General features: G+C 30.3%; 17 protein-coding genes and 1 pseudogene. 7 read left to right on the top strand and 11 right to left on the bottom strand.

Annotated elements, in window-relative coordinates:
- The first annotated feature begins 2 nt into the window (after positions 1 to 2).
- The 4 genes from QM495_RS03665 to QM495_RS03650 all read left to right on the top strand — a co-directional run bounded on the left by QM495_RS03665 (position 3) and on the right by QM495_RS03650 (position 3,599).
- On the top strand, positions 3 to 686 hold the full coding sequence (locus QM495_RS03665) for a YjjG family noncanonical pyrimidine nucleotidase (protein WP_408670753.1): 684 nt from the start codon (positions 3 to 5) through the stop codon (positions 684 to 686).
- Between the two features lie 76 nt (positions 687 to 762).
- Positions 763 to 1,269, top strand: a complete 507-nt coding sequence (locus QM495_RS03660; RefSeq protein ID WP_408670752.1) for a hypothetical protein — start codon at positions 763 to 765, stop codon at positions 1,267 to 1,269.
- Entirely contained in the window at positions 1,266 to 2,636 is a 1,371-nt protein-coding gene (locus QM495_RS03655) for a DUF5723 family protein (protein ID WP_408670751.1), read from the top strand. Before QM495_RS03660 ends, QM495_RS03655 begins: the two co-directional genes overlap by 4 nt.
- A 57-nt stretch (positions 2,637 to 2,693) precedes the next feature.
- The gene (locus QM495_RS03650; RefSeq protein ID WP_408670750.1) at positions 2,694 to 3,599 is read left to right on the top strand and encodes a hypothetical protein; all 906 of its coding nucleotides are present in this window, start codon (positions 2,694 to 2,696) and stop codon (positions 3,597 to 3,599) included.
- Here the strand turns inward: QM495_RS03650 and QM495_RS03645 are convergent.
- On the bottom strand, positions 3,596 to 4,870 hold the full coding sequence (locus QM495_RS03645) for a replication-associated recombination protein A (protein ID WP_408670749.1): 1,275 nt from the start codon (positions 4,868 to 4,870) through the stop codon (positions 3,596 to 3,598). The genes QM495_RS03650 and QM495_RS03645 overlap by 4 nt on opposite strands.
- 124 nt (positions 4,871 to 4,994) lie before the next feature.
- On the opposite strand from QM495_RS03645, the gene QM495_RS03640 reads away from it, so the two are divergent.
- Both QM495_RS03640 and QM495_RS03635 read left to right on the top strand, forming a co-directional pair.
- A complete protein-coding gene (locus tag QM495_RS03640) occupies positions 4,995 to 5,666 on the top strand; it encodes a rhomboid family intramembrane serine protease (RefSeq protein WP_408670748.1) in 672 nt (223 codons plus the stop codon).
- A gap of 74 nt (positions 5,667 to 5,740) precedes the next feature.
- On the top strand, positions 5,741 to 6,442 hold the full coding sequence (locus tag QM495_RS03635; protein WP_408670747.1) for a hypothetical protein: 702 nt from the start codon (positions 5,741 to 5,743) through the stop codon (positions 6,440 to 6,442).
- 5 nt (positions 6,443 to 6,447) lie between these two features.
- Here the strand turns inward: QM495_RS03635 and rlmB are convergent, their stop codons facing one another.
- The 10 genes from rlmB to QM495_RS03585 all read right to left on the bottom strand — a co-directional run bounded on the left by rlmB (position 6,448) and on the right by QM495_RS03585 (position 21,547).
- Entirely contained in the window at positions 6,448 to 7,194 is a 747-nt protein-coding gene (gene rlmB, locus QM495_RS03630; RefSeq protein ID WP_408670746.1) for a 23S rRNA (guanosine(2251)-2'-O)-methyltransferase RlmB, read from the bottom strand.
- A gap of 122 nt (positions 7,195 to 7,316) precedes the next feature.
- Complete coding sequence (locus QM495_RS03625; RefSeq protein WP_408670745.1) at positions 7,317 to 7,985, bottom strand: hypothetical protein; 669 nt, start codon at positions 7,983 to 7,985, stop codon at positions 7,317 to 7,319.
- Between the two features lie 28 nt (positions 7,986 to 8,013).
- On the bottom strand, positions 8,014 to 9,231 hold the full coding sequence (locus tag QM495_RS03620; RefSeq protein ID WP_408670744.1) for a hypothetical protein: 1,218 nt from the start codon (positions 9,229 to 9,231) through the stop codon (positions 8,014 to 8,016).
- A gap of 7 nt (positions 9,232 to 9,238) precedes the next feature.
- Positions 9,239 to 9,493 carry a hypothetical protein gene (locus QM495_RS03615; RefSeq protein WP_408670743.1) on the bottom strand — a complete coding sequence of 85 codons (255 nt, stop codon included), beginning with the start codon at positions 9,491 to 9,493 and terminating at the stop codon, positions 9,239 to 9,241.
- Between the two features lie 17 nt (positions 9,494 to 9,510).
- Complete coding sequence (locus QM495_RS03610) at positions 9,511 to 12,558, bottom strand: SusC/RagA family TonB-linked outer membrane protein (RefSeq protein ID WP_408670772.1); 3,048 nt, start codon at positions 12,556 to 12,558, stop codon at positions 9,511 to 9,513.
- A 330-nt stretch (positions 12,559 to 12,888) separates the two neighbouring features.
- On the bottom strand, positions 12,889 to 14,142 hold the full coding sequence (locus QM495_RS03605; RefSeq protein WP_408670742.1) for a hypothetical protein: 1,254 nt from the start codon (positions 14,140 to 14,142) through the stop codon (positions 12,889 to 12,891).
- A gap of 16 nt (positions 14,143 to 14,158) precedes the next feature.
- Positions 14,159 to 15,010, bottom strand: coding sequence for a hypothetical protein (locus QM495_RS03600; RefSeq protein WP_408670741.1), 852 nt, complete (start codon positions 15,008 to 15,010; stop codon positions 14,159 to 14,161).
- Between the two features lie 28 nt (positions 15,011 to 15,038).
- On the bottom strand, positions 15,039 to 16,469 hold the full coding sequence (locus tag QM495_RS03595) for a SusD/RagB family nutrient-binding outer membrane lipoprotein (RefSeq protein ID WP_408670740.1): 1,431 nt from the start codon (positions 16,467 to 16,469) through the stop codon (positions 15,039 to 15,041).
- Positions 16,470 to 16,494: 25 nt separating this feature from the next.
- Positions 16,495 to 19,623 carry a SusC/RagA family TonB-linked outer membrane protein gene (locus QM495_RS03590; RefSeq protein ID WP_408670739.1) on the bottom strand — a complete coding sequence of 1,043 codons (3,129 nt, stop codon included), beginning with the start codon at positions 19,621 to 19,623 and terminating at the stop codon, positions 16,495 to 16,497.
- Positions 19,624 to 19,861: 238 nt separating this feature from the next.
- Positions 19,862 to 21,547 carry a hypothetical protein gene (locus QM495_RS03585; RefSeq protein WP_408670738.1) on the bottom strand — a complete coding sequence of 562 codons (1,686 nt, stop codon included), beginning with the start codon at positions 21,545 to 21,547 and terminating at the stop codon, positions 19,862 to 19,864.
- Between the two features lie 160 nt (positions 21,548 to 21,707).
- Here QM495_RS03585 and QM495_RS03580 point away from each other — a divergent pair.
- A pseudogene (locus tag QM495_RS03580) lies at positions 21,708 to 21,779 on the top strand (30S ribosomal protein S12); the annotation flags it as partial.

Genomic DNA, 21,779 nt, shown 5'->3' with positions numbered 1-21,779 from the left:
AAATGAAACATATCAACCACATATTTTTTGATTTAGATCATACGCTTTGGGATTTTGAAACAAATTCAGATATTGCTTTTGAAACTATTTTCAAAAAACACAATGTAGGTCTAAATCTTCAAAAGTTTTTAAATTATTATAGAGGTATCAACCAAAATTATTGGAGACTTTATAGAAATGAAAAAATAACCAAAGAAGAGTTAAGGGTTGGAAGATTAAGAGATACTTTTGTTAAAATAAAGTATCAGTTTGATAATGAGCTAATAGATAATTTATCTATAGATTATATTGAAGTTTTACCAAATAATAATCAACTTTTTGAAGGTGCTCACGAAATATTAGCGCATTTGTATTTAAAGTACAAACTTCATATTATTACGAATGGGTTTAATGAAGTTCAGTATAAAAAGTTAGAGAATTCTGGGTTAAGTAAATATTTTGATAAAATAATTACTTCTGAAGATGCAGGTGTAAAAAAACCAAATCCAATAATTTTCAATTATGCACTAGATATTGCTGACGCAACATCAAAAGAATCAATAATGATAGGTGATAATTGGGAAGCTGATGTTATGGGAGCTATAAATAATGGGATAGATGCTATTTATTTTAATTATAAAAAACAACCTGTTAGTGAAAATATAAAAAGCGTTAACCAGTTATTAGAAATAAAGCAATATTTATAATTTATAAGTGTAGTATTTAAATCAATTTTTAATGAATCCCCAAAAAATAATTCTAGCAATATTAATACTCATTAGTATGCAAAGTTGTATTAAAGATATTGATTTCAATCAGATAGATGATGCAAGTATTCATACAACATATTTAGCGACCTTAATCCATTTAAATTTAACTGTTTCAAATTTTTTGAATGAATTTAATGAAGAAATAATTTTCACTAAAGATTTAATTCAAGCGCCTATATCAGATGATAGCAGAGCATCTTTAGAAAAAATAGAATTTACAGTAGTTACCGAAAATACATTTGATAGAAATTTTATATTAAGTGTTATTTTTTATGATGAATCTAGCCAAGCTATTTACGAGCTTACCCCCGAAGTAAATATTCCTAAAAATACTTCAGAATTAACAACCATTATTGAAATACCGGAAGAAGATATTCATGTAATTTATAATACCAAATATTTTGGTTTTACAATGATACTTTTACCAAGTGAAGATGATAGTGTATTAACAATTAATGAAACTTCAACATTAGAAATACAATCTTTTGTAAAACTTTTTTTTAATTACAAAAATATATGAGAAAATTATTAATACTAAGTTTTCTTGTAGGTACTATAGGTTATTCTCAAAATAAACAAATTTTATATGATTTTGCAGATTTACCACAAACATTACTATTAAATCCAGGAGCTGAGGTTAGCCATAAGTTTCATGTAGGTTTACCGTTATTTTCGCAATTAAGTGCTCAGGCAGGATTTACAGGATTTTCAGTTTACGATATTTTTGCTGATGATGGAATTGATATCAACGATAAAATTAGAGATGCTGTAAATAACTATGGCACTACTGAATTTATGGCCATAAATCAACAGTTAGAAATTTTAAGTGCGGGTTTTCGATTAAATGACACTAATTACTTAAGTTTTGGCTATTATCAGGAATTTGATTTTTTAGCAAAAATCCCACGTGACATTGTTGACTTATTTTATGAAGGAAATACGGATATTAACAGACATTATTCTATCAATAAATTAGCATCAAGAGTTGAATTGTTTGGTGTTCTTCATGTAGGATTATCTAAAAGAATTAATAAAAAATGGCAGGTAGGAGGGAGATTTAAAATATACTCGAGTGTTTTTAATGCAAATACTAAGTTAAATTCTGGTTCATTTTTTACAGAACAAGGAACTAATAATGTTTATAATCAGCATTTAAATAATGTCAATTTTTTAATGCAAACATCAAGTATGTTTCTTGATAGTGATGAAAACATAGATGCATCTTTTATTAAAAGTAAATTGCTTTTTGGCGGAAATTTAGGGTTTGGGATAGATATGGGATTTACGTACCAATTAAAATCCCAATGGATTGTAACGGGAAGTATACTTGATCTTGGGTTTGTAAATTATTCTAAAAATGTTGAATCATATAAAGTAAGTGGGGATTATGAAGTCGAAGGGTTTCAATTAAATTTTGACCCAGATAACCCACAAGATTATTGGAACGATTTAAAAGATGAATTTGACAATAGTATTGTATTAGACACTTTATATAAAAGCTATATTTCATTACGTCCTGTAAAATTAAATGGTTCAGTTAGTTATTCTTTTGGTCAGAAGTATGATGATTGTAGATTTTTAATTGATCCTCAAACATATTTAAATAAAATTGGATTTCACTTATATTCAACTGTTGGAGCTGTACACTCATATTTAGCAGCAACATTGTTTTATGAACGAAAATTAGGTAAGTATTTACAAGGTAAATTTACCTACACGGCTGATCCTTATTCATATTCAAATATTGGAGTAGGAGTAGCAATTCAGCTAGGAATATTTAACTCTTATTTTGTAGCTGATAATTTATTGAGTTTAAATAATTTGTACAATGCCAAAAGTGCAAGCTTTCAGCTAGGGGTCAACTTTAGTATTCAAAATAAAAATTAGTACATTTACGATTGTTAAAAAATAAGTATGTTTAACACCTTTAAAAAGTATATAATCATGAGCAAATCAATTGCAATAAGTTTCGTTTTTTTATTTTTTAGTTCAATCCTTTTTGCTCAAAAAAATATCAATTCATACAAATATATTCTAGTTCCAAAACAGTACGAGTTCCAAAAATTTGAGGATCAACACCAATTAAATTCTTTAACTAAATTTTTATTTAATAGAGCCGGATACAGCGTTTTATTTACCGATGATAATTACCCTGAAGATTTAGCAAAAAATAGCTGTTTGGCTTTAAAAGTTAACATAAATAGTAGTCCTGGTTTATTTAAAACTAGAATGAATATAGATTTATTAGACTGTTATAATAAAATTGTCTATTCAACTAAACAGGCTTTTTCAAAACAAAAAGAGTATAAAAAAGCATATCAGGAAGCAATAAGATTAACATTTATAGAACTTGAGGAATTTGAGTATTCATATAATGAAAATATTTCCAAAAATAATAGTTATAAAGAACCTAAAAAAACAGTTATTGTAGCTGAAAATAATATACCAATTGAGGTAAAAGAGATTAAGATTAAAAAAGAAAAAAAATTAGTACAACTGCCAGTAATAGAGAAAAAAATAGCTTTAGACAAGGAAAATAAAACAAATAAATTACACCAAAAAACTGTAAGTATAAAGGTTCCTAAAAAAACAGTTGTTACATCTATTGAAGGGAAATTTGTATTTGAGAATTGGGGAATAAGTACTATTTTAAAAAAAGGAAATAATTACATTATTGTTGGAGGTGATGAAAATTTTGAATTTGCCACTATTTATAAAACTTCAAAACGAACATTGTTTATTATTAAGTGGATTGCTTATAAACAGCCTCAATTAGTAGAACTAAATAGTGATGGAAATTTAGTTATTGATACTAAAAATGAAGTGAAAATATATAAAAGAGTAGATTAATAGTGGTATTTATCTTTCCATTGTTTCTTTAGAAAATCCCTTAAGTTGTTTTCTCTAGGATTATCATCAGGATTGTAAAATTTAGTATTGGTTAATTCTTCTGGTAAAAATTCTTGTGCTACAAAGTTGTTTTCATAGCTATGAGCATATTTATAGTCTTTTCCATAATCTAATTCTTTCATTAATTTTGTAGGTGCATTTCTTAAGTGAAGAGGTACAGATAAATCACCTGTTTCTTTAACCAAAGCTTGTGCTTTTCCAATAGCTTCGTAAGAAGCGTTACTTTTTGGTGAACTTGCTAAATATATGGCACATTGGCTTAATATAATTCTAGATTCAGGAAATCCAATGATGTTAACAGCTTGAAATGTATTGTTGGCTAAAATAAGTGCCGTAGGATTTGCATTTCCAATATCTTCTGAAGCTAAAATAAGTAACCTTCTAGCAATAAATTTTGCATCTTCACCACCTTCAATCATTCTAGCTAACCAATAAACAGCACCATTGGGATCACTACCTCTTATAGATTTTATAAAAGCTGAAACAATATCATAGTGTTGCTCTCCAGTTTTATCGTAAAGTACCGTATTCTTCTGAATTTTTTGAAGTACCAAATCATTAGTTATGGTAATTGGTTCGTCTTCAGAATTTACTACTAGTTCAAAAATATTTAATAATTTTCGAGCATCTCCACCTGAAATTCTTAATAAAGCCTCAGTTTCTTTAATTGTAATTTTTTTATGAGAAATTATAGGATCAGTTTTTAAAGCACGTTCTAATAAATCTTCTAAATCGGTTTTGTTAAATGAGTTTAAAATATAAACTTGACAACGAGACAGGAGAGCAGGTATTACTTCAAAACTAGGATTTTCAGTTGTTGCTCCAATTAACGTTACCCAACCTTTTTCAACTGCGCCAAGTAATGAATCTTGTTGAGATTTACTAAAGCGGTGTATTTCATCAATAAATAAAATAGGATTTTTACTAGTAAATAAACCACCACTTTGTTTCGCTTTTGCAATAATTTCCCTTATATCTTTCACTCCCGAATTAATGGCACTTAATGTATAAAATGGTCGTTGTGATTCTTGAGCAATAATATTTGCTAACGTAGTTTTACCAATACCTGGTGGTCCCCAAAAAATTAATGACGGAATTACGCCTCGCTTTATATGTTGCGTTAGCGCACCATCTTTGCCAACTAAATGTTGTTGACTTATATAGTCGTCAAGTGTTTTTGGTCGTATGCGTTCAGCTAAAGGTTCATTCATAGCGTAAAAATAAGAAATATATTAGTAGTTAATTTAATTGTTAGTTACTTTGTTTCTGCCAATATTTCAGTAACTAATTATTTGGACTTATATTTGATATTTGTATATTAAATAATTAAAATAAGTGAGCGAAACTAACTTTAAATTTAGGCCGAATGTAATTGTTGTTCCCCTAATAACAATTATATTAATTTGGATTATTTATTATGTTGAAATTAAATTTGGATTTAATTTTAATAAGTATGGGATTTACCCAAAATCTATTATTGGTTTAAGAGGTATTCTTTTCTCACCATTTATTCATAGTAATACAAGCCATTTAATAAATAATTCGGTACCATTATTTGTAATGATGGGTTGTTTGTATTATTTCTATCAAAAAATAGCAACTAAAATACTTATTATGGGCTTAATTCTAACCGGGTTATTAACTTGGGTAATTGGTCGTCCATCTTATCATATAGGTGCAAGTGGAATCATATATTTATTAGTTAGTTTTATTTTTTTTAGTGGAATAATCAGAAAATATTATAGATTAATTGCATTATCGCTTATTGTAGTTTTCTTATACGGAAGTATGGTTTGGTACATTTTTCCAACGGAAGAACGTATATCTTGGGAAGGTCATTTATCGGGTTTTGTAGTAGGTTTTCTTTTTGCCTTTCTTTTTAGAAAACAAGGACCACAACCAGAAAAATTTATATTCACAAAAAATGAAGAGTTTGAAAATCAATTTGATGAAGATGGAAATTTTATTGAAATTGATGTAACTAATACTACGAACGAAAATTCATAAAAGAGTTAAAAGTTAGCATTTTATGTTTTGGGCATAATTTTTGTATATTTATTTTAAATTAAAAAAAAGTAATTATGAAACCAATTATAAGTATCGTATTAATGTTTATTTTTTCAAATGTATTTTCACAAACTGCGCAGAATTTAGATTATCGTGGTAAAGTAGTTAGAGAATACATTATTAAAAGGAGTGATAAAATTAAAGGAGATAATTTCATATATAATGAGTGGAATGATGGTATGTTAGTTTTGAATGATAGTATTTTTTCTAAACAAAATTATTTGCAATATGATGTTTATAAAAACAGAGTTTTAATTAAAAATATGAAAAATTTTGATGAAATTATCGAAATTACGGATAACTCATTAACAGGGTTTTCGATTTTAGAAAAAGGAAGAATGTTAAAGCATGATTTTGTGAAACTTAAAAGTAACAACTTTAATTCACTAGATGAAGGAGGTTTTTATGAGATAGTGTTTAATTTAGAAAATACCAATTACTTTATTAAAAAAAACCAAAAAATAGTATTTGATCCTAATAGAAGTAAAGGGAGTCAAACCGAAAATAATTTCCCTCTTGAATTTCAGGAAAAGGTTACCTATTATATTAAAAACAGTCAGGGATTATATGTTCATGTTAAACTTAGGAAGAAAAGTATTCTTGAAGTTTTAAATGCGAATTCTAAACTAGTTAGTTCTTTTATAAAGGCACATAAAATAAATTTCAGAAAAGAAGGTGATATAATTAAATTAGTAAATTATTATTATTCTTTGTAAGAAAGTTATTTTACAATTCTTTGTCTGGTTATTTCATATAAAAAAGCACCACACGCTACAGAAACATTTAACGATGCTATTTCACCTAATAAAGGAAGTTTAGCTTTGTGGTTTACAATTTTTAATATTGAAGGATTAATACCTCTATCTTCTGATCCCATAATTATTGCAGTGGGTTTTGTTAAATCAATATTATAAATTAAATTTTCAGTTTTTTCTGTAGCTGCAACAAGTTGAATGTCTGCAGCTTGAAATTGAAAAACAGCATCTTTTAAATGATCAACTTTACAAATTGGAACTTTAAAAGCAGCGCCTGCTGAAGTTTTAATAGTATCTGCACTTATAGGTGCATTTCCTTGTTTTTGAATTACAATACCGTTTACACCTGTACATTCTGCAGTTCTTATAATTGCACCAAAATTTCTAACGTCAGAAATTTGGTCGAGTAATAAAAATAGAGGAGCTTCTTTTTTTTCTAGTGTATTAGTAATTAATGTATCTAAATCTGCAAACTCAACAGGTGATATTTGTGCTGCAACACCTTGATGATTGCTATTTTTTGAAAGTCTGTTTAATTTTTCAATAGGGACATAGCTTGTTGCAATATTATTCTTTTTTATAAGTACATTTAATTCTGAAAACAAATGACCTTTTAAATCTTTTTGTAAAAATATTTTACTAATAGTTTTTCCTGAATTAATTGCTTCTATAACAGCTCTAATACCAAATATTTTTGAAACTTCATTTTCCATGCTGCAAATGTAGTTATATTGTAGGAATAAAAAAACCACCTCAATTGAGGTGGTTTTTTTATGCATAAAATTTATTGATTTAAAGGTGTTTTCACTAAATAATTTAAATCACATCATTTATATTAGTTGCATGAGTTAGTCATTGACACGATAGTTCCTATAGTAGGCGTAGGCCCAGCATCTAAAACCAATGTTCCATTTCCATCATAAATTTGGAATGTGACTTCCTCGTCCCAATCTCCAGAATTAAATTTAATTTCAACGACACTACCATCAGGAACAGGCACTTTTTGTGTTAATTCGTCTCCATCATCTAAAGTAAATTCACCTCCATCAAAGCCATCAAAGGTAAAAGAAAGTGAAGCTCCATTCCATCCATCACCAAATGCATCTTGCATTTCTATAGTCCAGTCACAAGGTGTTCCAAAAACAGTGATTCCAGTATTAATTGGATCGGAAGATTTCCCATTAAATGCCAATTCATACACTGAAAGTGAAACAGGTTCACTGAATTGATTAAAATGAACATTAATTTGATCTTTTCTTCCTTCAACAGGTTGTATTTCGGCTCCTGTTATACTCCAAATATACTCTGATCCACCTCTATATGGTTTTAAGGTGTAAGTATATGTATCTCCTATGAATGCTACTACCTCACCATTTATAGCTGTTACTATTGGGACAACTTTTGAGGCGTCACTTTCTAAGTCATCATCATCACAAGATGTGATTACTAAACTTAAAGCTAAGAATAAGCTTAAATAAATATATTTGTTTAAAATATTTTTCATATTATAATTATTAAATTATTAATTTTAATTATCTCCAACCTCCATTTGAATAATCTTCACCAGCTATACCTTCAGAACCTCCAAAAGTATATCCATCAGCAGGAATAGATTCTAAAGCTTGCCCTGGTACTGGAAAATGTAATAATGTACCAGCTTGTAATAAGTTTTCTTTTCTCATTTCAAAGAAACCAAGCCCCATTCCTGTAAAAGAAAATTCTACCATTCTTTCATGGAATATTGCAGCCTTAACAGCAGTAAGATCAGTAGCTACATTAGCTAAACCACCTCTTGTTGTTCTAGTACCTGCATTGATAATTGCTGCGGCTCCAGCTACATTTCCAGAGTTTGCCATAGCTTCAGCTTTGTACATATCATTTTCAGCAGCTGAAAATTCAACTACATTCTCAACCCAATTAGTTATATAGCTATCGTATCTACTATATCGGTAGTTACTAAAGTGATAAATACCTCTATCAGGTCTAAAACTTTGTGCAGATAAATAGCCATAATCAGTTGCCAATCTTGCATCAACTCCAGCTCCATATGAAGATTCTGGTATTACTGTAATATCATCAGTCCAATAGTCTGGCATACTTGGATCCATCATACTAATAATTCTCATATCAACTTGTGCCCAGCCAGGAAATACTAAATATGTTTTAGGAATTAAATCATACCAAGTAACATCATCCATAAATATTTCTAAATCGGAAGTAAGTCCATTATTAGCATAAGTTAACACTTTATTCCAGTCAGTAGCACCTTTTTCAGTTAAATTACGTGCATTATTAACTTGCATACGAGCACCCATACTATTCATAAAAGCAATAAATTGACTACTATTTCCTCCATTGTTAGGTAACCATGCTTCTGGAACAGAAACACCATTCGTTTGAGCAATCGCAATTGCTTCATCTAATTTAGTAAGAGCAAATGTCATAGCTTCAGCATAAGTTGAAGCACCATCACCTTCAGCACCTTCAACAGCGCCATTTTCATCAGATATCCAAACTTTATCAAATACTAGTGCTAAATATCCAATAGATAAAGCTTGCCCTAATTTGGCAATAACTTCAATTTGATTACTGTTTGAAAATTCAGTACCATTTTGAATTGCTAATGCTAATGTATTAGAATCTGAAAGTACAGAATACAATGCATTGAAATAAGAATTAGTTATATATGCATAACTATAAGAACTACTATTGTTAAAGGCCACTCTAGGTTCGCTTGAAGTATCTCTCATACCAAAGTTACCCCAAGAACATGTAGAAACTATCAGCCATAGTTGCAAAAGCTGCACCTGGCGCACTGGTACTATGTACAGACATAAACCAATTTTGTAATAAAGTACCTGCTGTTGCTTCTAGTGCAACAGGATCTGAGGTTAGGATGAAGTCATTAGGATTTTCTAAATTCTTAACATCCAAATCTGTATTAAAATCCTGACAAGAAACTACAAAAAGTAGCACTGACACGATTGAAAATATTTTTGTTATGTATTTCATTTTTAAATATTTTTTAATTAAAATTTAAATTGTACAGATAATGAGTATGATGTATTTGTTGGGTACACACCATAATCTACACTAAAGTACTGTTGTGTAGCTGAATCATAATTCGCTACTTCAGGATCCCAACCAAGGTAATCAGTAAAAGTTAATAGGTTTCTTCCAATAAGGCTAAATTTAACTTCATCAAAGAATCCGTTAGCAATACTTGATAGTTTGTCAGTGTCAAAAGTATAAGAAACAGATGCTTCTTTTAATTTTACGTAAGTACCATCTTCAACCCAAAAAGCTTGATTTTGGTTAACATCATATAATGATGCATAATAATCTATAGTTTTCTTTTCACTTTCAGCTTTACCAGCTTGATCTACCATACCATTACGTTCACTAATTGTTGTCCATTGTCCATTTCTATTATAAATGTCTCCTCCACCTTTCCAATCCCAAAGCATGTAGAAATCGAAAGCTTTATATGAGAAATTAGATACTATTCCTACTCTAAAATCAGCATTTTGGTTCCCAATTTTTTCAAAGGTAGCAACACCATTTTCATCAACTTTTATGATTGCAGATTCATTAATAGTACCAATAGCATCAGCTCTTACTACAACTCCATCTCTATTAACAACATAATCGGTAATGGACGTTCCAGCTGGTAATTGATTTGCCATTGTTTCCAAATCAGTTACAAAACTTCTACCAAACATAGATCCAAATTCAGTATCTTCTCTTAGTAAGAATAAACCATCTGTACCAACAAGTTGTTCTGGAGCATTTAATTTTGTAATCTGAGAATCAGACTTCGTGAAGTTAACTCCAACTCTCCATTTCATATCTTCTTTATCAATGATTTTAGAATTTAATGTAAATTCGTAGGTATTAGACTCTAAATTACCAACATTTTGCCATTGTTTATTTTTTCCAGCATTAGCAGGAGCAAATAGATTCACAAGCATAAATTGATCTGAAGATACTTGATTTGAATATGCAAATTCTAACGTAAAACGATCTAAGAAAGAAGCATTCAACCCTATTTCTGTCTCAGTTGTTAAAGAAGGTTTAAGATCTGGGTTACCTTTAATTCTATTAGTTGATAAAACACCACCAGCAATTCCAGTTTGTTCATATTGCCAAGAGAATCCAGGGCGTTGTCCAGAAGTACCTGTAGCTACATTAATTTTTAATTCTTGTACACCAGGAATTTCTATATCTTCAGTAATTCTATATGCTGCGGAAAGTCTATAATAGTTATTCCAACGGTCATTTTCTCCAAATAATGAAGAACCATCTCTTCTAAATAAACCATCAAAAATATAGCGATCTTTATAAACAAACCCTGCAATTGCAAACATGTTTTGTGCTCTTACATCTTCTTTATTTGACCCTGCAGTTACATTAGTATTGTTAAAGTTATCTAATGTTGGTAAGCCTGAATATAGGTAATCATTACCAGCTGCATGAAATTCTTCATAAGCTCTATCTTCTGCTAAATAACTAATTTTTGCTTTTACGTCTAATTCTCCAAATTGTTGAGCGTAGTTTAGTGTAGCCTGTAATTTTTGAGATAATTCTAAAGAACTTTGTTTGTATATAGAACCTTTACTGTACCCAAAACCTATAGGGTCTCCTGTAGTTGTATAAGTTTCATATTTATTATGACGTGTATATCTATAATTATTATTCTCAAATGAGTATTCTAAATCTGCGTTTAAATTTTCAGTAAATTTTAAATTTAATTTATAACCACCTAAAAAACGTTGTTGTTTTGCAACAGCATCTCTTACATATAAATCATATAATGGGTTATCAATTTCATTTTCCCATGGATCAGGTTTGAAATAATAAGGTTGTCCATCAGGATTGTCTAATAATACGTTTGCATCTGGAGCTAATCTAGAAACAATTCTATAAATATCAGAATCACCTACAGGACTATTGTCATTAATTTTTATGAAATTATTACTAGCACTAAATTTTAACCAGTCATTAAAATAATAATCAGCATTTAAACGAATACTATTTCTTGTATATCCGCCTACTTCAGCTAAAACACCATCAACTTCAGTGTTTTCTGTTGAAATAAATACTTTTGATTTGTCATTACCATTAGAAATAGAAGCATAATTTGTCATATTACTTCCAGTTTGGAAGAACAAATCTTGGAAATTATTATATACTCCATAAGGATTATCAGAATAATGGTCGGCAGATTGAATTCTTGTACCTACAACTGCATTATCTCCAGAAGCTGCATAAACACTTTGATAATTAGGGCCATAAGTAACTCCTTCATATTTTGTGTATTGTCCTTGGAAGTTTTGCCAGTCAGAAGCTAATTCAAAACCATGAGATTGATTTGTATCAATAAAATTATTAATTTCTGAATAACCAATTTCTGAACGTACTGTAATTTGAGTTTTACCTAATTTACCTCTCTTTGAAGTAATTACTATTACACCATTTCCTGCACGAGAACCGTATAATGAAGATGCAGATGCACCTTTTACAATTTCGAAAGAAGCAATATCATCTACGTTAATATCAGCTAAACCACCTTCCACAAAAACGCCATCCATTATTACTAAAGGAGCTTGTGATCCATAAAAGTTAGCAGCACCACGTAAAAGTATAGTAGCACCTTGACCTGGGCGACCTAAGTTAGTTACAGAAATACCTGCAACTTTACCTTGCAAAGCACTTGCCGCAGAACCTGCCGGTACCTTTTGTAACTCTTCTGCAGTTACTGAAGCAACAGTTATAGATAATTTTTTTCTTGAAGTAGCACCTGCAACACCAGTTACAACAACTTCTTCTAATGCTTCGGCATCTTCTTTCATAACAATATTTATTGTATTTGAAGTACCTACTGTTTTTTCAATAGATTGCATACCCATAAAGCTGTATTGTAATACATCTCCAGAGGAAGCAACAATTGAATAATTCCCATCAAAATCGGTTTGTGTACCTGTATTAGTACCTTTTACTACAACTGTTACACCTGGTAAGGGACCGCTTGCATCGGAAACATTACCTGTAACAGTTTTTTCCTGTGCAAATGTTATTTACACTAATAACGCTAGAAGTAGCGTTAAAAAACCATTAAATTTTGTTCTCATTATATAATTATTTGAATTAATTAATCAAAAATCTTACTTAAATAGTTGATTTCCTAATTTAATGTTAAAAAAAACCAAAAATTATGTTAAGATTATTAATAAATAGATGATAAAAATTTAAATGGTTGCGTAGCATAGAGTTTATATGTAACAATTATGACATAACTAAATATAAAATAGTATCATTTTATTTCTTAGTTGTTTTTTACATAAAAAAACCACCCATTTTAATGGGTGGTTTTTAATTTAATTTATAGTGTATTACTATTATTTAGTTTAATCTAATGTTAAAGTTGCATGGAAAAAACCATCAGCTTCTCCATAATCACCACTAACATCCCAACCATCTTGGATTAATTTGTAAGCGATATCTAAAGTACCATTAGCTTCATCTAAAGTACCAGTACCTTCTATATAATAATCTGGTTGAACACCACCATTCCAAATAGTAGTGTATAAAAATTGGTTTGCAATGGTAATAACACCACTAGCATCTATAGTATAATATACATCTCCAGCTACTTGTACCTCTTCACCCCAAAAATCTAACATCCAACCTGCAATTACATTAGAAATAGTTAAACCTCCTGTACAATCAACACCAGTTTCAATTTGGCTATCAAAACCTGCATCAGTACCTAACCAAACTTTATGGCTAGACAGCATGTTGTTAATACCCATATCTTCAAATGTATATGTAGTTCCAGCTTTAGTTACTTTGGTTAATACAAAGAAGTTAGCTCCACAAATAAAGTCGTTAGTTATTGCTGAAGGAAACGCATGCGCATCTCCATTAATAACACCCGCTTGGTTAAACTCTAGGTTAATATCCAACGTTCTAACGATATCTGCATTTGCATCGTAAAAATCTGCCACTAAATAATAGTCACCATCTGGAGCATTACCTGATAAAACATACGTTTCAAAACTTCCACCATCAGCACCATCAAGAATAGCTTGATTAGTTGGAGCATCCGTTAATAATAACCGCATATCAGCAAAATCTGTTGCACTAATTTCTTCACCAGAATCATCAGTAGCAATAGCTGTTAACGCCCAATCCATATCTATAACTAAATCTCCTTCAGTATAATTTAAAATGGTAAATTCAGTAGTTACAGCAGTAAAAGCTGCATTCGCAACTCTATTATCACCAATTTGGATTTGTAATGTCTCTGTATCTTCAATTAATTCGTCATTAAGTATTTTAATGCTTCCACTTGCAGAAGTATATCCTGCAGGTATTGTAATTGAAGTAGTCATTTCATAGTCATCAGCACTTGCAGTACCACCAATTTGTGTTACATGAAGTTTTACATCAACTATTTGAGTTTCACTTAGAGTAACCGTATAGGTATATTCTGTGTCATCTTCAACTAGCGTAGGATTTGTAAATCCTAAATTTACTGAAAGAGTTGGAGATGAAGGAGTCAACTGGCTTTCACCAGTCTGATCATCATCAATACAACTAAATAGTACAGCACTTAAAACGAAAAGTGATAAGAACTTTTTTATAAATTTTATTTTCATCTTTTTATTTTTTAAATTATAATTTCACGTATGTTCCAATACAAGTTACAGGTCCTGATGCAAAATCTACAGAGTAAAATATTTTCAAATCACCTGTAGCACCATCTACAAAACCAGGTTCTGTACCAATAACAACATTACTATAATATCCTTGCGCTAAACCTTGTTCAGGAACTGTTAATTCACCACAAATATCTTGGAAGTTAAATCCTTGATCTGGAGCAATAGATCCTACGTCCCATTTGTAGATAGATTCTGTTTTGTAAACACCTGGGCTTACTTCAATAATTTTCTCGTTAGGGAAAATAACATCTGGACCGTTACTTCTAACAACAGTTAAATGGTAAGTTCCTGCTAAGTCTGAAGAACAACTAATAGTTACTGAAAAAGTACCTTCATTTGGTCCTGCAAATTCAACAGAGCCGTCAGTTCTAATCATTTTAGTTCTAAATGAAATAACATCTCCAATTCTTAAATCAGTAGGAGCTATTCCTAAATTACTTACAAACTCTTCTGGAGTTGAGTAACTTAAAGAAATAGGAAGTGTTGTACTAGTTGCTACTGAAACTTCTGTACCTCCATTTAAGGATTTCATAATTTCATAACCACTAACATCATTTCCTCCAGACATTAGTATAACGCTAAAGTCTAATTCTGAAGCTGCAAATGAAACAGTTGCAGTTGCAAAATCTGTTGAAGAAGGTATTCCTAAAAGTTTACCTCCTGTATCTTTGTTAACAGCTACAATGGCACCACCTTCGCTAGCTGTACCTGTTAAATAGTCGTCTGTATTATAATCAGCATTATCATTACAAGAGTACACAAGTAATAAAGATACCGCTACAAACAGCTTAAATATTTTTTTCATAATTATAAGTTTTTAATATTAATTTGTCTTAATTCATCCACCAAACTGGTGTTGTTAAATTATCTGGACCTTGTGCAGCAACAGCAGCATCAAGATTTGCTTTGTTAATTGAATTCTCAGTCGTTGGATAATTGTAACGAGATGGAATTTGGTTTAAATCTGCTTCAGCAGCAGGAGACAATACAGGGTAACCTGTTCTTCTCCATTCGTTCCAAGATTCTACACCTTGAGAAAATAAAGCAACCCAATTTTGTTCTGCAATTTGTTTTAAAGCAGTTGCAGTATCTGGTTGTAAATTTTGAAGTGCTAAAAAAGCAGCAGCATCTGGACCAGGAACTTCATTATAATCTAAAGAAGCAGTGATTCCTTCCATATATAAAGCTTCAGCATCTAAACTAATGAATCCTTTTTGAGCAGCTTCTGCCATTAAGAATTTTAATTCAGCATTTGAAACAAATACACCTGGTAATTCAGGACGTAAATAGAAATCTCCTAAAGCTGATACATTGGTATAGTTATAATCATCATTTGGCACATCCACAAATCCAGAAGGTTTACCTCTATATTCGTCAGCATCATTTAAACCAGCATACACTGCTAATCTAGGATCCGCATCAAAAGCTAATTTATCAACCATTTCTGAGTTGATTTTCCATTCACCTCTTGTTCCAAAAACAATAGATTCATATAATGGATTAGCACTTGGATCAGCACCTAAATAAACTAATTTAGCTTCATCTGCATTACTTTGAAATAAATTTCCTGCATTTACTAAAGCTTGTAAATCTCCTGATACACTCATTTGTCCAGAAGCTCTCATAAGCATTCTAAATTTTAATGAACTTGCAAATTTCTTCCATAAGTTAGCATTACCACCATATAAAATATCATTGATACCATCAATAGTTCCGCCAGTTCCTAATAAAGAAATAGCATTATCTAACATTGCTAAAGTACCTGCATAAACATCAGCTTGACTATCGTAAACAGGAGCTATATTTCCTTCAGTAGCAGCTTGAATAGCTTCAGTAAAAGGAATTGATCCATATACGTCTGTTAAAAAAGCATACCCATACGCTTGTAATGTTAAGGCTACACCCATCATGTTGTTATTTCCTTCGCTTTCAGCGATGCTATACATTGCATCAGCGTCTGCAATAACTACCGCATAATATGTATTCCATACTCTAGAGATTACAGATTGTCTAGGGATGTATCTTGCTTCGTCATTGTATTGCACTTTTGCAAATTGTTGAGACCAGCATGCTCCCATATCTCCTCCAGTAAAAGTACTGTAAGATTCGTTTTGAGCAGCTCTAACAACACCTGGTATTAATAAACTAGAAGGAACTTCTAGTGGGTTGTTAGGATCTTGATTTATCTCTTCAAAATCACTATCACAACCAACTGAAACCAGTAAGCTTAAGAAGAGAATTGTTATAATTTTAAATCGTTTCATATTTTAATATTTTAGAATTGTTACTTTATAGTTTTAACTGAATGTTAAAACCAATACTTCTTGCAGAAGGCAATTGTCCAAACTCTTGACCTTGATTTTCATTACTATCACTAAAAGAAGATTCAGGATCAATATGTGGTATATTTTTGTACAATATAGCCAAGTTACGACCTACTACTGAAAAATTAATATTGGTAAATAACGTTTTAGCAACTAGCTTTTTAGGTAATTTATATGTTAACATTATTTGTCTTAATTTCACATAAGAAGCATCAAATACTGAACTTTCTACAATACTATTTGAATAAGCTCTTTTATTATAGTCTTCAGCACTTCTTACTACATTATTTGGTACATAAACACCATTTTCTAGCATAACACCGTCTCCAATAATACCAGTTTCTCTACCTAAAAGAGTTTCTTCTAATACACCAGCGTATCTACCCCAAGTTGTTGTCATTGTGTAAATATCTCCACCAATTTTAGCATCAACTAAAGCATTGAAACTTAAGTTTTTGTAGCTAAAAGTGAAATTTGCACCACCTGTCCAATCTGGAGTAATATTTCCTAATACTTTCGTACCAGAAGCAATTTTAGGTAATCCATTTTCAAAAACGATGTCTCCGTTATTTCTTTCAAAATAAGAACCTACAATAGACCCATAAGGTAGACCTTCTCTAGCTTCTAATGTCATAGACCATTGTCCACCTAACACTAAAGATTCTAAGCCTCCTAAAGAAACAACTTTATTGGTATTTTTTGCAAAGTTTAAATCTAAATCAAATTTAAAATCACCAGTTTCAACAACAGTAGTTCCTAATTGTAATTCAATACCTTTATTATTCATTTCCCCTACATTTTGTACCGCATTAGTATAACCTGAAGCAGCAGTTACCTGAACTGGCACTACTAAATCAGAACTTGTTTGGTCATAATAGGTAGCATTAAAACGAACTCTACTATTCCATAATCTAAGGTCTAAACCAAATTCAGTACCTACTGTAGATTCTGATTTTATATTAGGATTGTTTAAAGTACCTGGTAAATAAGCTACAGAGTTACCACCCCAAGTTTCAGTAGATAATGCAAAAGTAGGTTGTAATTGATATGGGCTTAATGCTCCAATACCACCAACTTCAGACCATCCACCTCTAATTTTTAAGAAAGAAATTACATCTGAATTAAAGTCAACCATATCTGTAACTACAGCACTTGCTGTAACAGAAGGGTAGAAGAAATTATTATCACTTTTAGGTAATAAACTAGACCAGTCATTTCTTCCAGAAAATTCTAAGAATAAATAATTTTTGTAAGAGAATTTACCAAAACCAAATACACTATTAATTTTTTGTTCTGAAAAAGAGTTAGAAACTACCCAACTACTTCCAGCTGCTAAGTTACTCACATTATATAATCCAGGTAATTGTAATTGTGGAGCTGCAGTATATGCTAACTCAGATTTACGATACATTGAATTTCCACCTACACTCATTTCAAAAGCTAAGTCCTCAGTTATTTTTGTATTATAAGATCCTATAACTTCAGAATTTCTCTCCATATAAGTACGGTTAGTTTCTGAATAATAACCATTCGGTGCATTATTACTACCAAAAGCTTGTCTGAAGTTTTGTCTTGTGCTCCAGAAGTTAGTACCAACTTTACCACTTAAATTAAAGTGATCATTAATTTCGTAGTTTAAAGCAATGTTTCCAACAACTCTATCTCTACTATATTCTCTTGTATTGGTATCTAACACCCAATAAGGGTTGTTTTGGAAAACTGTATTCCAGTTTAGAGGAGTACCAGCCGCTGCAGTTCCAGCTGCTGCTAATGGAAGATTTCTCCAATCTCTTAATGCATTAAAGTCAACGTTTCTACCAGACCAAATCATTTGTTGTACTGGGTTTTCGTTGTTATAACCTTGAGTTACAAAGTTATCACTTTTAGAACGTGTATAATTAATATCAATAGAAGTTGTGAATTTATCAGACATAGTGTATGTAGAAGATCCACTTACTGAAAAACGTCTAAGATCTGTATTTGGTACCATACCTGTTTGATCCATTGAACCAACAGATAATCTATAACCAATATTTTCTGCACCACCAGTAAAAGAAATACTGTTGTTAAGAGTCACCCCTGTTTCGTAGAAATCTTTTATATTATTAGGTCTAGATACCCAAGGTAATGGTGCACCACCAACAGTATAAGAATTCCATTGAACAAAGTTTAAACCTACATCTAATGGAGGTCCCCAACTTTCATCTACAGAACCACTTCCAGTTTGTCCATCAACCCATTCAAAAGATGTATTGTTTCCACCTTGACCATAAGAATTTTGGTAATCTGGTAACAATAAAGGATCTTCAACAGACATAGTACTGTTAAAAGAAATTCCTAATCCTTGTCCTTTTCTACCGGTTTTTGTTTTAATTTGAATTACTCCATTTGCAGCTCTTACACCGTAAAGTGCAGCAGCAGCAGGTCCTTTAAGAACAGAAATAGATTCAATATCATCTGCGTTAATATCTGATATACCATTTGGAATATCAGCACCACCACTACTATCTGAATTACCAATGTTTCCGCTTTCTAAAGGCACACCATTTACCACATATAGTGGTTGGTTATTACCTGTAATAGAAGCAGCACCCCTAAGTATAACTCTTGAAGAAGAACCAACAGCACCAGAACTATTTGTAATTTGTACCCCTGCAATTTTACCTGACAAAGAGTTTACAATATTAGTTTCACGAGCTTGTGTCATTTCATCACCTCCAACTTGTTGAACGGCAAATGTGGCAGATCTTTTTTCAACTTTACGACCAAATCCAGTAACTACAACTTCTTCTAATGCTTGGGAATCTTCTTGCATAACAACGTTTATGCTATTAGATGTTCCAACGGTTTTTTCAACTGTTTGCATTCCCATAAAACTGAATTGCAGCACATCGCCAACATTGGCTTTCATTGAAAAGTTTCCATCAAAATCTGATTGAGTACCTACATTGGCACCTTTAATTAGAACTGTTACACCAGGTAGGGGTCCGCTTGCGTCGGACACATTCCCTGTAACAGTTTTTTCTTGTGCAAATGTTATTTGCACCATAAACGCTAGTATAAGCGTTAAAAAACCATTAAACTTTGTTTTCATTATATAATTATTTGAATTAATTATGTCAAAAATCTTAATAATTTGTTAATAAACCAAACTTTTGAGTGTTAAAGTCTTAAAATATGTTAATATTTAATAGTGTTTTCTATTAAACATGTTAAATTAAGCCTAAAAGCGGTTATAAACTTATTAAAATATACTCGACCTATTAAAATAGATGCATTTTTTTTAAAAGGTTGCGCTAGATTTTGGCTGTTCTAGATTGAATGGAATACTTTTAGAATGGATATGTTATTTTAATGTGTATTTTAGATGTATTAAAGTTTAGTGAAGTTTTTTTGCTTTTTCCAATTACGTAGCTCAAATTTATGATACTATTATTTGAAATTGTGGTATAGCCTAAACCAATACTATATAACTTCGAAGTTGAATTTGTAATAGGATCTAATAAAATACCAACATCTGTTATTGAATATAGTTGAGAGTTTTGACTTATACTATGATGGTATTCAATATTAGATACAGCATATTTGGAAGTAAATATACTTTGTTCATCAAAACCTCTTATAGAGTTTATTCCACCAATTCTATAAAGTTCATTTTGTAATAGGTTTTTTCCAATCAATAATTCGTTCGTGCTTTTTATAAAGATTGAATTTTTTTGATTTAATTCAAAAAGATATGCTCCTGAGAGTTTAATTTTGTCTTGCTTATTTTTTGTGTTATTAATAAGTCTTTTACCCTTTAAATATTCTATATTTATAAATATTTTAGGACTGTTTGAGTTTTTTATATTTTGAAGTGACTTGTAGGCGTATGATACTCCAATAAATGTATTTTTAAAGTCGGAAATATCTAAAGTAGTACTTGTTGAAGTTAAATTTGAATTCTCATTTGTTAGGATTATATCAATATAATTATTTCTAGTAATGTTATAGCTAATATTAATTTTAGAGGTAGTATTAACATATATTGAGTCTTGTTTGTAAATTGAGAATTCACCAGAAGTGTTAAATTTAGAGTTAAATATATAAGGTGTTGTAAATTTTAAATTTAAAGTTTGAGTTTCTTCACCGTTGTTTTTCCAGTTTAAGCTAAATAATTCACCCTTATTAAATATGTTGTTTAAATTTAAATTTAAATAGCCATTAAAAATAAGTTTATTGCTATCTTCTTTGTTTGAAAAACCAATAACTCCATCAAAAGTGCTAATCTGTTTCTTTTTTAGATATAAATAAAGGGTTGTTGAGTCTTTAGTGAATAAAACCTTTGGTTTTTTAAATTGTACAACAAAAGGAATCGTATTTATTAGTTGACCAACTAAATTTAAAGTTTTTAAATTAAAAGTAGCTTTTTGATTCAAATTTAAATAGTGATTCAAATATTTTTTCGGAAAATTAGAATACCCTTTAATTATAACAGTATTTATTTTTCGATTTGCAGAAATATTTAATTGAAGGTTTGCAGTTAATTTATTTTTTTCTTGTGATAAGTTAATTAATGAAGTTGAAGTAAATGAAGCACCTTTATTTTCAAAATACGCCACGATATAATTCAAAGAATACTCAATATCACTTGTGAGTATTTCAAAATAGGTATTGGTATAATTTTTTGTTAATCTATTTAAAATAGTTTTGTCAATAAGTTTGTTGTTATAATAAATACGCACACTGTCAATTTTAGTATTAAATACATATAAACAATTAAAAACAGAATCATTTTGGGTTAAATAATAATTGTTATTAATGAAACCTTTTAGCGCTATTTTTTTTGAAATATCTCTAACTTCGTTTATTACACTTTGCTTAGATTTATGATTTTTTAAATACTCAAAAGATTTTAAAACATACATAGTAGTACTATCCTTTGTGTGAATTCTTAACTCAAAATCTTGAGCATGCATTTCAACAAAAGAAATAGTAATTAAAAAGAAGTAAATAATGGTTTTAAGTACTATTTTCAAACCCTAACTAATTAAGGGGTGAATATACATGATATATATGGTGAAAAATCATTTTAAAATAAAATATAATCATATTTGATTAAGCAGAAAATATTTGTACATTTGCAAACTCTTAGAAAAGAGCTAAGAGAATAAAAACAATTAATAACAAAATTTTAGTATGCCAACAATTTCGCAATTAGTACGAAAAGGAAGAACCAAAATAACTAAGAAGAGTAAATCGGCTGCTTTA

The sequence above is a fragment of the Lutibacter sp. genome (assembly GCF_046055765.1).
Lineage (GTDB): Bacteria > Bacteroidota > Bacteroidia > Flavobacteriales > Flavobacteriaceae > Lutibacter.
Note: the sequence above shows the minus strand (reverse complement) of the source record. Positions and strands in the feature narration are given on the sequence as shown.

What these genes read in the sequence shown, in the direction of transcription:
- QM495_RS03665 (WP_408670753.1), top strand. Translation starts at nt 3, where the DNA reads ATGAAACATATCAACCACATATTTTTTGATTTAGATCATACGCTTTGG.
- QM495_RS03660 (WP_408670752.1), top strand. Translation starts at nt 763, where the DNA reads ATGCAAAGTTGTATTAAAGATATTGATTTCAATCAGATAGATGATGCA.
- QM495_RS03655 (WP_408670751.1), top strand. Translation starts at nt 1,266, where the DNA reads ATGAGAAAATTATTAATACTAAGTTTTCTTGTAGGTACTATAGGTTAT.
- QM495_RS03650 (WP_408670750.1), top strand. Translation starts at nt 2,694, where the DNA reads ATGAGCAAATCAATTGCAATAAGTTTCGTTTTTTTATTTTTTAGTTCA.
- QM495_RS03645 (WP_408670749.1), bottom strand. Translation starts at nt 4,870, where the DNA reads ATGAATGAACCTTTAGCTGAACGCATACGACCAAAAACACTTGACGAC.
- QM495_RS03635 (WP_408670747.1), top strand. Translation starts at nt 5,741, where the DNA reads ATGAAACCAATTATAAGTATCGTATTAATGTTTATTTTTTCAAATGTA.
- rlmB (WP_408670746.1), bottom strand. Translation starts at nt 7,194, where the DNA reads ATGGAAAATGAAGTTTCAAAAATATTTGGTATTAGAGCTGTTATAGAA.
- QM495_RS03625 (WP_408670745.1), bottom strand. Translation starts at nt 7,985, where the DNA reads ATGAAAAATATTTTAAACAAATATATTTATTTAAGCTTATTCTTAGCT.
- QM495_RS03620 (WP_408670744.1), bottom strand. Translation starts at nt 9,231, where the DNA reads ATGAGAGATACTTCAAGCGAACCTAGAGTGGCCTTTAACAATAGTAGT.
- QM495_RS03615 (WP_408670743.1), bottom strand. Translation starts at nt 9,493, where the DNA reads ATGAAATACATAACAAAAATATTTTCAATCGTGTCAGTGCTACTTTTT.
- QM495_RS03605 (WP_408670742.1), bottom strand. Translation starts at nt 14,142, where the DNA reads ATGAAAATAAAATTTATAAAAAAGTTCTTATCACTTTTCGTTTTAAGT.
- QM495_RS03600 (WP_408670741.1), bottom strand. Translation starts at nt 15,010, where the DNA reads ATGAAAAAAATATTTAAGCTGTTTGTAGCGGTATCTTTATTACTTGTG.
- QM495_RS03595 (WP_408670740.1), bottom strand. Translation starts at nt 16,469, where the DNA reads ATGAAACGATTTAAAATTATAACAATTCTCTTCTTAAGCTTACTGGTT.
- QM495_RS03590 (WP_408670739.1), bottom strand. Translation starts at nt 19,623, where the DNA reads ATGAAAACAAAGTTTAATGGTTTTTTAACGCTTATACTAGCGTTTATG.